The following is a 13472-nucleotide window of genomic DNA, read 5'->3' on the forward strand; positions in this document are numbered from 1 at the left end:
ATCACTTCCTGCCCCCTTTTTTCCCAACGCCCCATCACCTACTGATGGGGCGTTGGGTTTTTAAGGGAGGGAGGTGATGGGGCGTCTGACGGGGAGTGGGAGACTGGGGGCATGCCGATGCGGAACCTGATCTTCGTGGCGTTCGTCGAGCCGGTGGCCGAGGGCCAGGTTTTCCCGCGGACGGACTGGCCGCTGCACATCACGCTGGTGCGGTTTGACATGAGGTTCGACGCCGGCGCTGCCGCCACCACAAACACCCAGGACCCCGCGGACGTCGCGGAACGCATTGCCGGGCTCGCTGATGCGCCGGTCGCCGCTGCGCTGGGTGCCGGGCTCACGGTGGGGGAGGATGCGGCGTTCGGCCGCAACGGCTCGGTACCGGTCAACCTCATCAACCTGCAGCCGGACCTGCAGGCCCTGCACGGGCAGTTGGTTGCCGCCGTCGACGGCATCGGCGGCAGGATCCTGACGCCCGCCCACACCCTCGCCGGATACCGGCCCCACGTCTCGCACCACGGTGACAAGCGCCTCCACCCGGGCGACGCCGTCGTGCTTGACCGCGTCGCCCTGGTGGACATGGCTCCCCACGGCGACCACACCATCAGGCGCGTCCTCCGGCTGTGGTGCCGCGAAGGTGAAAGCTAGGCGATGACGCTGTCCACCAGCGCCTTGGCCTCCGCCTGCACCTGCTTCAGGTGCTCCTCGCCCTTGAAGGACTCGGCGTAGATCTTGTACACGTCCTCGGTGCCGGACGGACGGGCCGCGAACCAGGCGTTCTCGGTGACCACCTTCAGGCCGCCGATGGGTGCGCCGTTGCCGGGCGCCTCGGTGAGCTTGGCGGTGATCTCCTCGCCTGCCAGCGAGGTGGCGGTGACGTCCGCAGCGGACAGCTTGCCCAGCTTTGCCTTCTGCTCGCGTGTTGCGGCGGCGTCGATCCGGGCGTAGACCGGGGCGCCGAACTGGTCGGTCAGGCCCTTGTACAGCTGGGACGGGGACTTGCCCGTGACCGCGGTGATCTCGGACGCCAGCAGGGCCAGCAGGATGCCGTCCTTGTCCGTGGTCCACACGCTGCCGTCCAGCTTGTTGAAGGAGGCGCCGGCGGATTCCTCGCCGCCGAACGCGCCTTCACCGGACAGCAGGCCGGGGACGAACCACTTGAAGCCCACCGGGACCTCCACGAGCTTGCGGCCCAGGCTCTGCGCCACGCGGTCGATGATGGAGGAGGACACCAGGGTCTTGCCCACCACGGAGGCCGGGTTCCAGCCGCTGCGGTTGCGGTAAAGGTAGTCGATGGCGACGGCGAGGTAGTGGTTAGGGTTCATCAGCCCGCCGTCAGGGGTGACGATGCCGTGGCGGTCGGCGTCGGCGTCATTGCCGGTGGCGATATCGAAGGTGGATCCGCCGGCAGACATCCGCTGGATCAACGATGCCATGGCCGACGGCGACGAGCAGTCCATCCGGATCTTCTCGTCCCAGTCCAGGGTCATGAACGCCCACTGCGGATCCACCGTGGGGTTCACTACAGTGAGGTCCAGGTGGTGGCGCTCGGCGATCTCGCCCCAGTAGTCCACGGAAGCCCCGCCCATGGGGTCGGCCCCGATCCGGACGCCGGCCTCGCGGATGGCGTCCAGGTTCAGGACGGACGGAAGGTCGTCCACGTAGCTGCTGAGGAAGTCGAACTTGCCGGTGGTGTCCGCGGCCTGGGCGTCGGCCAGCGGAATCCGCTTCACACCGCGCAGGCCGTTTTCCAGCAGCTCGTTGGCCCGGTTGGCGATCCAGCCCGTGGCGTCCGAGTCAGCGGGGCCGCCGTGCGGGGGGTTGTACTTGAAGCCGCCGTCGGCCGGCGGGTTGTGGCTGGGCGTCACCACGATGCCGTCAGCCTGCGGTGCCCCGAGCGCCGCCTTCCGGTTGTACGTAAGGATGGCGTGGCTCAGCGCCGGCGTGGGGGTGTAGCCGTGCCGGGCGTCGACCAGCACCTGGACGCCGTTGGCGGCGAGGACCTCGAGGGCCGAGTTCTGTGCCGGCTCGCTCAGTGCGTGGGTGTCCTTGGCCAGGAACAGCGGACCGGTGACGCCCTGCGCCGCCCGGTACTCCACGATGGCCTGGGTGATGGCCACGATGTGTGGTTCATTGAACGACGCTTTGAGGCTGGATCCCCGGTGCCCGGATGTCCCGAACACCACGCGTTGGCCGGGATCACTGAGGTCCGGCGCGATGTCGTAATACGCGTCAAGGAGCGCAGTGATGTCAACAAGGTCCTGGGGTTGGGCAACTGTACCCGCGCGGCTAGCCATGGCACCAGCATGCCAGAAGCTGGCAGGAGTCAAAACGACCCGCCCAGAATCCGGACGCTGTGACCTGACGTGACGGACGCAAACCAAGTAGTCAACCTGAGTACACGCCCGCAAAAGTACCTATATACCGGCCCTTCCGTGCCCTGCTAATTTCAAGAAAATTCCACGAAAACACGCGAAAGGAACGGACGACGGCGGGCTGCCGGCGTCGTCCTGTCCGGCAAGGAAACGGGGACGTCCAATGGGGGCAGGAGACGGGGCAGCGGAACAGTCCAGGCTTGCTGCCGAGCGCGTTGCACGGCTGAAGCGGCGGCTGGACCAGGCCGAACATTCCACCAAGGCATGGGACGCCGGCGCGGTGGGGGAGCGGATGGTGGCCGACAAGCTCAGCGAGCTGGTTCCCCGCGGCTGGTACGTCCTCCACGATGTCCATTGGCCGGGCAGGCCCAAGGCAAACCTGGACCATGTCCTGGTGGGCCCGGGCGGCGTGGTGGTGGTGGATTCGAAGAACTGGACCGGTGAAGTGCGGGTGGCTTCCGGGGTGCTGTGGCAGGGCCGTTACGCGCGGACCCAAGCGGTGGAGGGTGCCCTGGCCCAGTGTGCTGCTGTCGCCTCGGTGCTGGCTCCGCCGCACCGCAGGCTGGTGCGTCCGCTCATTTGCATGGCTGCGCAGCCGGACCTTTTCGGAGTGACGGCCTCGGACGTCGCCGTGGCGGGTTCCCAACGGGTTGTCGGGGCCATCGAGGCGTTGCCTGCCGTCCTCGACCAGCAGGCAGTCGTGGGCCTGTATGAGGAGCTGGGCCGGCAGCTTACGCATGAGCAGGAGCCGGGCATCACGGCCCTGCGCAACGTGCGCCCGGGAACGGTGGTGCGCCCGGCGGGTGCGCTGCCCCCAACGGGGCCCGCGGTACTCCCGGGAAGCACTGCCGGCTCCGGCGACGAGTCCGCCAGGGCCCGCAGTGCAGCGCGGCACCCCGCCGGCCGGGCGCTGCCGCCACGGGAAACACCAGCAGGCCAGCGGGCCAGTGGGGCGGCTGGGCTGCCGGCAAAAAAGCGGTCAGCGCGACCGCCCGGTGCGGGGCGCCACGGCCGGAACACCAAAGCGCAGCAGCACGGCAGTACCAGCGGAGGAAAGCTGGCGCTGCTGGCTGCCTTCGTCATTTTCGCCGTCTATATCCTGCCCTACTTGGCCCGTTAGCTTCCCGGCCGCCTCCGGGCTGCAGCAGGGTTCCGGCAGCCGTCCGGACAGCTGCGCCCAGCCGCGCGAGCCGGTCTGAATCCAGGGCCCAGGCTTGCCAGTAGAGGGCCACATCCTGGTGGGCGTCCTCCTCCAGCCGGACCAGGACACCGTCGGCCAGCTCGCCGGTGAGCTGAAGCTCCGGGATCATTCCCCAGCCCAGGCCGGCCTTGACGGCTGCCAGGAACCCCTGGGAAGAAGGCACCGTATGCGTGGGTGGAAGTCCAGGCACGCTCTTCGCGGTCAGCAGCTGCTGCTGGAGCGTGTCCTTCGTGTTGAATTTCAGCACCGGCATGGCCGCCCAGTCCACGATGCCGGAGGCGGAATAGCGACGGCGCAGCGCCGGGGTGGCCACCGGGATGTAGCGCATGGATCCCAGCAGCTCCACGCGGCACCCGCTCATCGGGACGGGGTCGGACGTCACTGCGCCCATGACCGCTCCGTCGCGGAGCAGCTGGCTGCTGTAGCCCTGGTCCTCCACATGGAGGTCCAGGGCAGAGTCCTCCCAGCCTGCGGCCTGGTGCAGGACCGGAATGAACCACGTGGCCAGCGAATCAGCGTTCACGGCCACCGGCAGATGGGCCCGCGCCGGCGACCCTGCTCCCAGTGCTGCTGACGTTTCCGCCTCCAGTACCTGCACCTGCCGCGCCATCCGCAGCAGCAGCGCACCGGCGTCCGTGGCGGTACAGGGCACCCGGCGGCGTACCAGGACCTGGCCCACGGACGCTTCCAGCGCCTTGATCCGCTGGCTCACCGCGGACGGCGTGATCCGGAGCAGGTCTGCTGCGGCTTCAAAGGTTCCTTCGTCCATGACCGCGACGAGGGCTCTCAGATGCTCAAGGTTCATGAAGACATTCTAATGAGAACGAAGGATCCGTTATTTGCCTTCACCGAGAGGGGATCCTACGGTCATTGGTATGTGGGCCGCAGGAATTACGGGAATGCTGACCGGGCTGGCGCTGATAGTTGCGATCGGCGCCCAGAACGCCTTTGTGCTGCGCCAGGGCATCCGCCGGGAGCACATCGGGGCAGTGGTGGCTGTCTGCATGGCCGGTGACGCCCTGCTGATCGTGCCCGGTACGGCGGGTATCGGGGCGCTGGTCACCCGGTTCCCGGGAGTGCTGGAAGTCCTGCGCTGGGCGGGAGCCGCCTACCTGCTGTGGTTCGCAGTGCGGTCCTTTATGGCTGCGGCCAGGCCTGCCGCGCTGGCGGAGCAGGCGCCCAGGTCCAGGAATTCGGTCATCGCAACCACGGCGGCCCTGACATTCCTCAACCCGCATGTCTACCTGGACACCGTGGTGCTGCTGGGCAGCCTTGCCAACCAGCAGGGTCCTGACCTGCGCTGGACTTATTCCGCCGGCGCCGTGGCCGGAAGCGTCCTGTGGTTTTCCGTCCTGGGGTACGGGGCGCGGGCGCTGGCCGGAGTGCTGGCAAGCGCCCGCACCTGGCGGTGGATCGACGCGTCCATCGGCGTCCTGATGGTGATCCTGGCCGTCCGCCTGATCCTGCACTGAAGTAGGCTGTAGTCAGATTCGCAGGGGAGAAATCATGACCAGCCAGCCATCCCAAGGGCCTGATTACCAGGGGCCCGATTACCAGCGTCCCGGAAACCATCCCAACGGTTCGCCGTGGCCCGGGTACCAGCCGCCCCAGCAGTACGGCCAGCCCCGGTACGGCCAAAATCAGTACGGCCAGCCCCAGTACGGCAACACCCAGTATTTCGGGCAGCCGTCCTACTACGGCGGAACTGTGGAACCGAAGACCCTGAGCATCGCCAGCATGGTCTGCGGCATCGCCTCAGTCATCATGGGCTGGCTGTTGCTTCCCCAGTTCGCCGCCATCATCACCGGCCACCTGGCACTGCGCCGCGAACCCTCGGGCAAGGGGATGTCGATTACCGGCCTGGTGCTGGGCTACCTCTGCCTGCTGGGGTACGGGGCGCTCTGGCTGCTGTTCATCATTGGCGTGGCGGTCGCCGCCACCGCCGGGTCAAACACCGGCACCTTCTAGCCCTGCCGGCCTGGTCCGGACCGCGGCGGCGGCCCAGGCACCTGCGCCCGGCCCGCCGTCGTGCCTTCCGGCACCGCGTGCTTATGCCTCCACGGCCGCGGCAGCCGGCACCCCTGCGGGGCTCTCGGGGTAGATGGACTCCGCCGGGGCGCGGTTGGTTGCCTTGGCCCAAGGGTAGTAGATGGCCAGGGTGGCAACGATCCCCACGAGCCAGGAGATATCCGCGCCGCCCAGCAGCTTGGTGACCGGGCCGGTGTACAGCGACTGCGCCAGGAACGGGATCTGAACGACGACGCCGGCTCCATAGGAGACCAGGGCGGCGGCGTTCCAGCGGCCGTAACGTCCGTCCGGGTTGTAGAGGGCCGGAATGTCCAGCCGGTCGCGCGAGATCTTGTAGTAGTCCACGAGGTTGATCACGGACCAGGGCGTGAACACCATGAGCAGCAGGAGCACGAAGTTCTTGAACAGGTTCAGGAAGTCCTTGCTGGCGAACAGTGCGATGAGGACGCTGGCGCCGATAACGGCCACGATGAACGCGATCCGCACGGCTTTCGAGACGGTGTCCCGGCGGTTGACCGCGGTGCTGATGGTGACGCCGCACATGAAGGCGCCGTAGGCGTTGAGGCAGTTCACGGTCAGCTTGCCCGTGACGATCATCAGGTAGATGAAGATGGCGATCACGCCCCCGCCGGCAAGGTCTCCCATGTACCCCACCTGGTTCTTCAGGAAGTCCCCGCCGAGCTTGGCTGCGGACAGCCCGCCGGCCAGGGCACCCAGGGTCATGGCCCACTGTGCGCCGCCCACCGAGCCGGCGAAGGTGTACCAGAACGTCTTGCGCTCCGAGGTGTGGGCCGGGAGGTAGCGGGAGTAGTCGGCCACGTATGGGCCGAAGGTCAGCTGCCAGCCTGCACCGAGGGCGATGGCGGTCAGGAAGGTGGGCCATTCGAAGCCCTTGACCATCATCACCTGGGTGACATCGAACTTGGTGACGACGGCGACTGTCAGGTACAGGAACCCGGCCAGTCCCAGCACTGTGGCAATGCGGCCCAGCGCATGGATGTACTTGTAGCCCAGGATGGCCAGCAGCGCAGTGGCGGCACCGAAGATGAGGATTCCGACGGCGGGAGCGTCCACTCCCAGCATGAGGTTGATGGCCTGCCCCGAGAGGACGGTGCCTGTGGAGGCGAACCCCACGTACATCAGGATGACCAGCGCCAGCGGGATCACAGCTCCGTAGACGCCGAACTGGGCGCGGCTGGAAATCATTTGGGGCAGCCCCAGTTTGGGGCCCTGGGCAGAGTGGAGGGCCATGACGGCGCCGCCCAGCACGTTGCCCACCAGCAGGCCCACGATGGCCCAGAAGGCATCCGCCCCGAATACCACGGCAAGGGCGCCATCCACGATGGCGGTGATCTGCGCGTTGGCGCCGAACCACAGGGTGAACTGGCCCCCCGGGTGGCCGTGGCGCTCGCCCGGCGGAATCATGTCGATCGATCGTGCCTCTACGGCGGTACTGCCTCCGGCCATGGCCAAACTCCTCAGTGATGAAAACGTAAGGTCCATCACCTCGGTTTTCACGCCGCGGAAACACCGCCAATAAGGCGCACCTGTCCGGGAAGCCAGACAGTCGGGCGTGTCGCCGCGGGATGCCCGGTGCGTGCGGCTGCTAGCGGAGCAATTCCACGTCGGAGACAAGCTCGATGTGCGCCAGCATGGCGTCTGCCGCTGCCGCCGCGTCCTGCGCACGCACGGCATCCGCGATCTTCCGGTGCGAAGCCAGCGACTGTTCCGGCCTTCCCGGCTGGCCCAGGGATTCCATCCTTGTTTCCAGGATCATCTCCGCGATGAAGGCCATCAGTTGTGCAAGGACAGAGGAATGCGCTGCGCCGGTGATCGCCTGGTGGAACAGCTCATCACCGTGGGTGCCGCGGTCGCCGTCACTGATTTCCTGCGCCATGACGTCCAGGGCGTTGTCGATCGCGGCGAGATCCTGCTCCGTCCGGCGTTCCGCGGCAAGGGCGGCAAGCTTCACCTCCAGGGTGCTGCGGGCTTCCACGATTTCCGGCAGCCGGCTCTGGTGTTCACGCAGGCCCTTGACCACCGAGGCGACGCTGGGCCTCCGGGCCAGGACGGCTCCGGTGCCGTGCTGCACGTCAATGACGCCAAGGACCTCAAGGGCCACAAGTGCCTGGGCGAGAGTGGCGCGGGAGACGCCCAACCGCTCGGCAAGGTCGCGCTCGGCCGGCAGCAGGTCGCCGGGCTTCAGCTGGGCTGACTCGATATAGGCAAGGATCTGTTCCACCAGCTGCTCGTACAGTCGTGGCCGCGTGACGCGTTCCAGGCCCAGCCGTGCCGTCTTCTCCACAAAGCCCTCCCTTGGGTCTACCCGTACAGAATACCGCCTTCGTCTATTGACAGATTGACTCACTGTCTAAGAGGCTAGTCCAGTGAGCCAGTAACTCATGTCACACTTTCGCTCCCTTAAGCTCCCCCAAATGGAGGACCAACGATGTCCGCTCCTGTCCTGTCCATCATCATCCTCGCGGCGATGTTCCTGCTCGCCACCGTCCTGCCCCTCAACATGGGCGCCCTCGCCTTCGTGGGCGCCTTCCTGCTGGGTGCCGTCGTGCTGGGCATGTCCACCAACGAAATCCTGGCCAACTTCCCCGGCGGCCTCTTCCTCACCATCGTCGGCGTCACCTACCTGTTCGCCATCGCCCAGAACAACGGCACCATCGACCTCCTGGTCCGGGGAGCCGTCAAGCTCGTGGGCAGCCGCGTTGCCCTCATCCCCTGGGTTATGTTCGCCATCACCGCCGTGATCACGGCCGTGGGCGCACTGTCTCCCGCCGCCGTCGCCATCATTGCCCCCATCGCCCTGAGCTTTGCCGGCAAGTACAAGATCAGCCCGCTCCTGATGGGCATGATGGTGATCCATGGCGCACAGGCCGGCGGCTTCTCACCGATCGCGGTGTACGGCGTCACCGTGAACGGCATCCTGGCCAAGACGGACCTTGCCTTCAGCCCCACCGCGCTGTTCCTGTCCAGCTTCATCTTCAACCTGGTCATCGCCGTGGTGCTCTTCGTGGTCCTGGGCGGCAGGAACCTCCTGTCCTCCAAGGTGGGGCACTTCGTGGAGCAGGCGGCAGAAGCCCGCATGTCCGTCAGCGTCGGCGCCAAGGCAGCCGGCGGTGACGTCCCCTTCAAGGGCTTCGGCTCGGGCATGTACGGACCCCGTGACCCTGCGGGTGACGGCATCGCCGCCACCAAGGAACGCAAGGACCGGATCCCGCAGCTGGTCACCATCGCCGGCCTGATCGTGCTGGCCGTCGTGGCCCTCGGCTTCAAGATGGACGTCGGCTTCGTGTCCATCACCATCGCCATCGTGCTGGCCCTTGTCTCACCCGCCGCGCAGAAGGGCGCCATCAACAAGATCAGCTGGTCCACCGTGCTGCTCATCTGCGGAATGCTGACCTTCGTCGGCGTGCTCGAGGAAGCCGGCACCATCAAATTCGTCTCCAGCGGGGTGGCCGGCATGGGGATGCCGCTGCTGGCAGCCCTGATCATCTGCTTCATCGGCGCCGTGGTGTCCGCCTTTGCCTCCTCCACCGCCATCCTGGCGGCCCTCATCCCGCTCGCCGTCCCGTTCCTCTCCACCGGCGAGATCGGCGCCGTCGGCGTCATCTGTGCCCTGGCAGTGTCAGCCACGATCGTTGACGTCTCGCCCTTCTCCACCAACGGCGCCCTGGTGCTGGCCAACGCGCCGGAGGGTGTGGACAAGGACAAGTTCTACAAGCGGATCCTCGGGTACAGCGGGGTGGTCATCGTGGCAGGTCCCATCCTGGCCTGGCTGACGCTGGTGGTCCCCGGCTGGCTCTAGCCGGCACTGCATCCGCCGCCGTACTTACGAAAGGAAACCCAGCACATGAGCACCGCCGAAACTTCCCAAGGCCCGCTGGCCGGGCACATCGTCGTCGACCTCAGTCGGGCGCTGGCCGGACCGCACGCCGGCATGATGCTGGCGGACCTCGGGGCCCGCGTCATCAAGGTGGAGAACCCCGGTACGGGCGATGACACCCGGGGGTGGGGCCCGCCCTTCGTGGGGCCCGAAGACGACCTGCAGTCCACCTACTTCATGTCCTGCAACCGCAACAAGGAATCCATCAGCCTGGACCTGAAGAGCGAAGACGGCCAGGCGGTGCTCCGCGGGCTCCTGGAGCGGGCGGATGTGGTGATCGAAAACTTCCGGCCCGGGGTCATGGACCGGCTGGGCTTCTCCACCGCGGCGATGCACGGCATTAACCCGCGCCTGGTGATCCTGTCCATTACCGGCTTTGGCCACGACGGTCCCGAATCCCAGCGCAGCGGCTACGACCAGATCCTCCAGGGTGAGGCCGGGCTGATGTCCCTGACCGGATCCGGACCGGATGATCCACAGCGCGTGGGCGTTCCCATCGCCGACCTGCTCTCCGGCATGAACGGGGCGTTTGGCGTCCTGGCGGCCCTCGTTGAGCGGAACCGGACCGGGCAGGGCAAGGTGGTGCGCACCTCGCTGCTGGCGTCCCTGATCGGAGTCCACGCCTTCCAGGGCACCAGGACCACCGTTGCCGGTGAAGTTCCGCAGGCCCAGGGCAACCACCACCCCTCCATTGCCCCCTACGGCCTGTTCAACTGCAAGGACGGCAGCGTGCAGATCAGCGTCGGCAGCGAGAAGCTGTGGCAGTCCTTTGCCGCGGCCTTTGGCCTGGATCCGGATGCCCCGGGCTTCGCCAGCAACGCCGAAAGGGTGCGGAACCGCGTGGAGGTGATTGCCGCCGTCGAACGCGCCTTCTCGGAGTACGGCGCGGTGGAACTGCTGCAAAAGCTGAACGACGCGGGGATCCCCGCAGGCAAGGTGCGCTCGCTGGACGAGGTGTACGCCTGGGAGCAGGTGGCGTCCCAGGGGCTCGTGGTGGATGTGCAGCATCCGCTGCTTGGAAAGGTCAGCCTGCCCGGGCCGCCGCTGCGGTTCTTCACGCCGGGTGATGCCGCGGAAACCACCCTGACCGAACACGACGCGCCGCCGCTGCTCAATGAGGACGGGCAGTCGATCCGGGAGTGGCTGGGGCTCACGACGGCCGGCGCCGCTGCGGCTTCCGGGGTGAAATAGCTTGGCGACGGCAGAAAAGGTGCGGCACATGAACGCCACCGAGCTCCTGGAAACCGTGGTGGACCCGGGTTCCTTTGTCTCCTGGGACACCGAGCCCCAACAGCCGGCGCTGTCCGGGGAGTACGCCGGCGATTTGGCCAGGGCGCGCGAACGCAGCGGCGCCGACGAGTCCGTCATTACCGGCGCCGGACTGATCCGGGGCCACAGGGTGGCGTTGATCGTCAGTGAATTCTCCTTCCTTGCCGGCTCGATAGGCCACGCGGCGGCGCAAAGGATTGTTGCCGCCGTCGAACGCGCCACTGCTGAAGGGCTCCCGCTGCTGGCGGGTCCTGCGTCCGGCGGCACCCGGATGCAGGAGGGGACGCTCGCGTTCCTGTCCATGGTGAAAATCACCGGCGCAGTCCGCGCACACCGGCAGGCCGGCCTTCCCTACCTTGTCTACCTGCGGCACCCCACCACCGGCGGCGTGATGGCATCCTGGGGGTCTTTGGGCCACATCAACGTCGCCGAGCCGGGCGCCCTCCTGGGCTTCCTGGGCCCGCGCGTCTACGAGGCGCTGTACGGCGAAGCGTTCCCGGAGAACGTGCAGGTGGCGGAGAACCTGTTCAGCAAGGGACTGATCGACGGCGTGGTGGAACCCGGCGACCTGGCCGATCTGGTGGGCCGTGCGCTGGACATCCTGGCCGCGAACGGGAGTGCCGGGGGCGGAAGCGCGCCGGCGTCTGTGCCCGCCCCGCCGGAGACCCTGGACATCAGGCCGTCAACTGCTGACGCCTGGACCTCGATTGGGATTTCGCGGCGGCAGCGGCGGCCGGACCTGCGCCAGCTGCTGAGGATCGGCGCCACGGACGCGTTGCCCCTCAACGGAACCGGGCAGGGGGAAAAGGACCCGGGACTGCTGCTGGCACTGGCCCGCTTTGGCGCCCAGCCGTGCATCGTGCTGGGGCATGCGCGCCCGCTGCGGAAGGACGCCGCCGGCATGGGTCCGGGATCGCTGCGGGAGGCCCGCCGCGGCATGAAGCTGGCGGAGGAGCTGCGGCTGCCACTGCTCACGGTCATTGATACTGCCGGTGCTGCCCTCTCGCAGGAAGCGGAGGAGGGCGGCCTTGCCGGGGAAATTGCGCGCTCGCTGTACGAACTGATCGGGCTCGAATCCCCGTCGGTCTCCGTGCTGCTTGGCCAGGGCGCCGGGGGAGGGGCGCTGGCTTTGCTGCCCGCAGACCGGACCATCGCCGCCCAGCACAGCTGGCTCTCGCCCCTGCCTCCGGAGGGCGCCAGCGCCATCGTGCACCGCACCACCGCGTTCGCGCCCGCCATGGCCCAGGCGCAGGGTGTTGACGTCGCCGCACTCTATGCCAGCGGCCTGGTGGACCACATCGTGGATGAACGGGGGGACGCTTCACTGGAGCCGCGCGAGTTCTGCACCCGGATGGCGCGGGCCATCGAGTACGAACTGGGTTCGGTGGCCAATATTCCGGTACCTGACCTCGTCGCCGCCCGCGCCCGGAAGTTCGCTAGCCTGGGCGCCTTCTGAGGTCGACGGCGGCTACCTGCGTTGCCGGACCCTGTCCCGGTGGGCGTTGGAACGTAGCTGCAGGATGCGCGCGCCGCCCGCCACGGCTACCAGCACGCCGCCGGTCACGGCGGCAATGAACAGCGCCATGCCCAGCGGGACGGACCCCTCAAAGCCCAGGAACTTCACCAGGACCAGCTCCTGGTTCTGCAGGATGAAGACGATCAGCAGGATCAGGAGCACCAGGGCGGCCACCACTGCGGCCCAGATGACGCCGGCGCGGGTGACTTTTCGTTCGGGGCCGGCCCCTGCCGTGGTGGCTGGACCCCTGGCGCCCGTCGTTTCCGGTACATCCGCCCGGTAAGAGGGTGCGTTGCCGTGGCCCACAGGACGTTCCGCCGGAGTTTCCGGGGGGAGGGGCTGTGCCGTGGCGTGTTCTGGCTCCGGCTGCCTGTCAGGTGTAGGCGTGCCCTGTCCTGCGCTCATAGTGTCCTCTTCCCAGAATGCTAAGCATGCTTACGGTTCAACCATAGACGCCAGGGTCACCGCAGCACAACGGCCTGAACGACGAGGCGCCGCAGCGGCTGCATTTCGGCGGAGGGTTGCAGGGGGCCGTGGTGCTGGAGGGGTCCCGGCGCGGGGACCCCTCCAGCGACTCCGGCCCGGGTTGGTTTTGCCCGGGCGTCAGACCCTCTCCCTGCTCTTTTCGGCGGAGGGGGTGCGCGGCGCAGGCGTCCTGCGCCAGTTGGGGAAGGCCCAGAACGTGAATTCCTGTGCCTTGGCCGGCTTCCCGGGAGTTTCCGCAGGGATTTCCGGTTCCGCTTCAGGCTGGCGCTTGGTTTCTTTCTTTGCGCCCCACCCGAAGTCCTTATTCGATGCGTAGCACATCACAGACCTCCTTTTTGGTGACTGCCCTTTAATCGTCCTCCTGCCCGGCACTGGAGTCGAGAGCGGGGCAACGGGGGCACGTGCATGAGGCAGCAGGGCGCCGGCGCCCGTCAGCTGCTGCTGGCCACTATGTCCTGTGCCTCCTGCGGGCGGTGGAACTCGCAGGCCCCCTGATGGCGGAGGGGGAGCAGGCACGTCCTGCCGGTGGGCAGGTGGACCAGGGCGCAGCGGCCGGCCATGGCGAGGTCCTCCCTGACGTTGGTGTTGCTCAGGTCTGGCCGGCCATCGGGGGCCGCCGCGTCAGTTTCGGCGCCGGTTGCGCTGGGTTCAGCATTCATGCGGGACAACTCCTCGTGGAGCATTGGTGGGTGGAGGAAACGG

General features: G+C 67.5%; 14 protein-coding genes. 7 read left to right on the top strand and 7 right to left on the bottom strand.

What is annotated here, in order from left to right; genetic code table 11:
• Positions 1 to 117 precede the first annotated feature (117 nt).
• Positions 118 to 645 (top strand): hypothetical protein, encoded by a 528-nt coding sequence (locus tag VIK36_RS01110; protein ID WP_255175708.1) that lies wholly within the window; start codon positions 118 to 120, stop codon positions 643 to 645.
• Here VIK36_RS01110 and pgm read toward each other — a convergent pair.
• Complete coding sequence (pgm, locus tag VIK36_RS01115; RefSeq protein ID WP_324643773.1) at positions 642 to 2294, bottom strand: phosphoglucomutase (alpha-D-glucose-1,6-bisphosphate-dependent); 1653 nt, start codon at positions 2292 to 2294, stop codon at positions 642 to 644. The two genes, VIK36_RS01110 and pgm, sit on opposite strands and share 4 nt — an antisense overlap.
• 241 nt (positions 2295 to 2535) lie before the next feature.
• Between pgm and VIK36_RS01120 the strand changes: the two genes are divergently transcribed.
• Positions 2536 to 3492 carry a nuclease-related domain-containing protein gene (locus tag VIK36_RS01120; protein ID WP_324643774.1) on the top strand — a complete coding sequence of 319 codons (957 nt, stop codon included), beginning with the start codon at positions 2536 to 2538 and terminating at the stop codon, positions 3490 to 3492.
• Here the strand turns inward: VIK36_RS01120 and VIK36_RS01125 are convergent.
• Positions 3452 to 4378 carry a LysR family transcriptional regulator ArgP gene (locus VIK36_RS01125; protein WP_324643775.1) on the bottom strand — a complete coding sequence of 309 codons (927 nt, stop codon included), beginning with the start codon at positions 4376 to 4378 and terminating at the stop codon, positions 3452 to 3454. The two genes, VIK36_RS01120 and VIK36_RS01125, sit on opposite strands and share 41 nt — an antisense overlap.
• A 70-nt stretch (positions 4379 to 4448) precedes the next feature.
• Between VIK36_RS01125 and VIK36_RS01130 the strand changes: the two genes are divergently transcribed.
• Both VIK36_RS01130 and VIK36_RS01135 read left to right on the top strand, forming a co-directional pair.
• Positions 4449 to 5045: a LysE/ArgO family amino acid transporter gene (locus tag VIK36_RS01130; RefSeq protein ID WP_420716240.1), complete on the top strand. Its 597-nt coding sequence runs from the start codon at positions 4449 to 4451 to the stop codon at positions 5043 to 5045.
• A 34-nt stretch (positions 5046 to 5079) separates the two neighbouring features.
• Positions 5080 to 5541, top strand: coding sequence for a DUF4190 domain-containing protein (locus tag VIK36_RS01135; RefSeq protein WP_324643776.1), 462 nt, complete (start codon positions 5080 to 5082; stop codon positions 5539 to 5541).
• Between the two features lie 81 nt (positions 5542 to 5622).
• On the opposite strand, the gene VIK36_RS01140 is transcribed toward VIK36_RS01135, so the two are convergent.
• Both VIK36_RS01140 and VIK36_RS01145 read right to left on the bottom strand, forming a co-directional pair.
• Positions 5623 to 7068, bottom strand: a complete 1446-nt coding sequence (locus VIK36_RS01140) for a cytosine permease (protein WP_324643777.1) — start codon at positions 7066 to 7068, stop codon at positions 5623 to 5625.
• Positions 7069 to 7207: 139 nt separating this feature from the next.
• Entirely contained in the window at positions 7208 to 7906 is a 699-nt protein-coding gene (locus VIK36_RS01145; protein ID WP_324643778.1) for a FadR/GntR family transcriptional regulator, read from the bottom strand.
• Between the two features lie 144 nt (positions 7907 to 8050).
• On the opposite strand from VIK36_RS01145, the gene VIK36_RS01150 reads away from it, so the two are divergent.
• Genes VIK36_RS01150 through VIK36_RS01160 form a run of 3 tightly spaced genes read left to right on the top strand, consistent with a single transcriptional unit; the run spans position 8051 to position 12224 of the window.
• The gene (locus VIK36_RS01150; protein ID WP_159634477.1) at positions 8051 to 9421 is read left to right on the top strand and encodes an SLC13 family permease; all 1371 of its coding nucleotides are present in this window, start codon (positions 8051 to 8053) and stop codon (positions 9419 to 9421) included.
• A 45-nt stretch (positions 9422 to 9466) separates the two neighbouring features.
• Positions 9467 to 10690, top strand: a complete 1224-nt coding sequence (locus VIK36_RS01155) for a CoA transferase (RefSeq protein WP_324643779.1) — start codon at positions 9467 to 9469, stop codon at positions 10688 to 10690.
• A gap of 1 nt (position 10691) precedes the next feature.
• Positions 10692 to 12224 (top strand): acetyl-CoA carboxylase carboxyltransferase subunit alpha/beta, encoded by a 1533-nt coding sequence (locus VIK36_RS01160; RefSeq protein ID WP_255174020.1) that lies wholly within the window; start codon positions 10692 to 10694, stop codon positions 12222 to 12224.
• Positions 12225 to 12236: 12 nt separating this feature from the next.
• Here VIK36_RS01160 and VIK36_RS01165 read toward each other — a convergent pair whose 3' ends face one another.
• The 3 genes from VIK36_RS01165 to VIK36_RS01175 all read right to left on the bottom strand — a co-directional run bounded on the left by VIK36_RS01165 (position 12237) and on the right by VIK36_RS01175 (position 13429).
• Positions 12237 to 12689 carry a LapA family protein gene (locus tag VIK36_RS01165; protein ID WP_255174021.1) on the bottom strand — a complete coding sequence of 151 codons (453 nt, stop codon included), beginning with the start codon at positions 12687 to 12689 and terminating at the stop codon, positions 12237 to 12239.
• 198 nt (positions 12690 to 12887) lie between these two features.
• Positions 12888 to 13091 (bottom strand): hypothetical protein, encoded by a 204-nt coding sequence (locus VIK36_RS01170; RefSeq protein ID WP_324643780.1) that lies wholly within the window; start codon positions 13089 to 13091, stop codon positions 12888 to 12890.
• A 110-nt stretch (positions 13092 to 13201) separates the two neighbouring features.
• On the bottom strand, positions 13202 to 13429 hold the full coding sequence (locus tag VIK36_RS01175; protein WP_324643781.1) for a hypothetical protein: 228 nt from the start codon (positions 13427 to 13429) through the stop codon (positions 13202 to 13204).
• Positions 13430 to 13472 lie beyond the last annotated feature (43 nt).

The organism is Pseudarthrobacter sp. LT1 (assembly GCF_035621795.1).
In the GTDB taxonomy this organism is placed as follows: domain Bacteria; phylum Actinomycetota; class Actinomycetes; order Actinomycetales; family Micrococcaceae; genus Arthrobacter.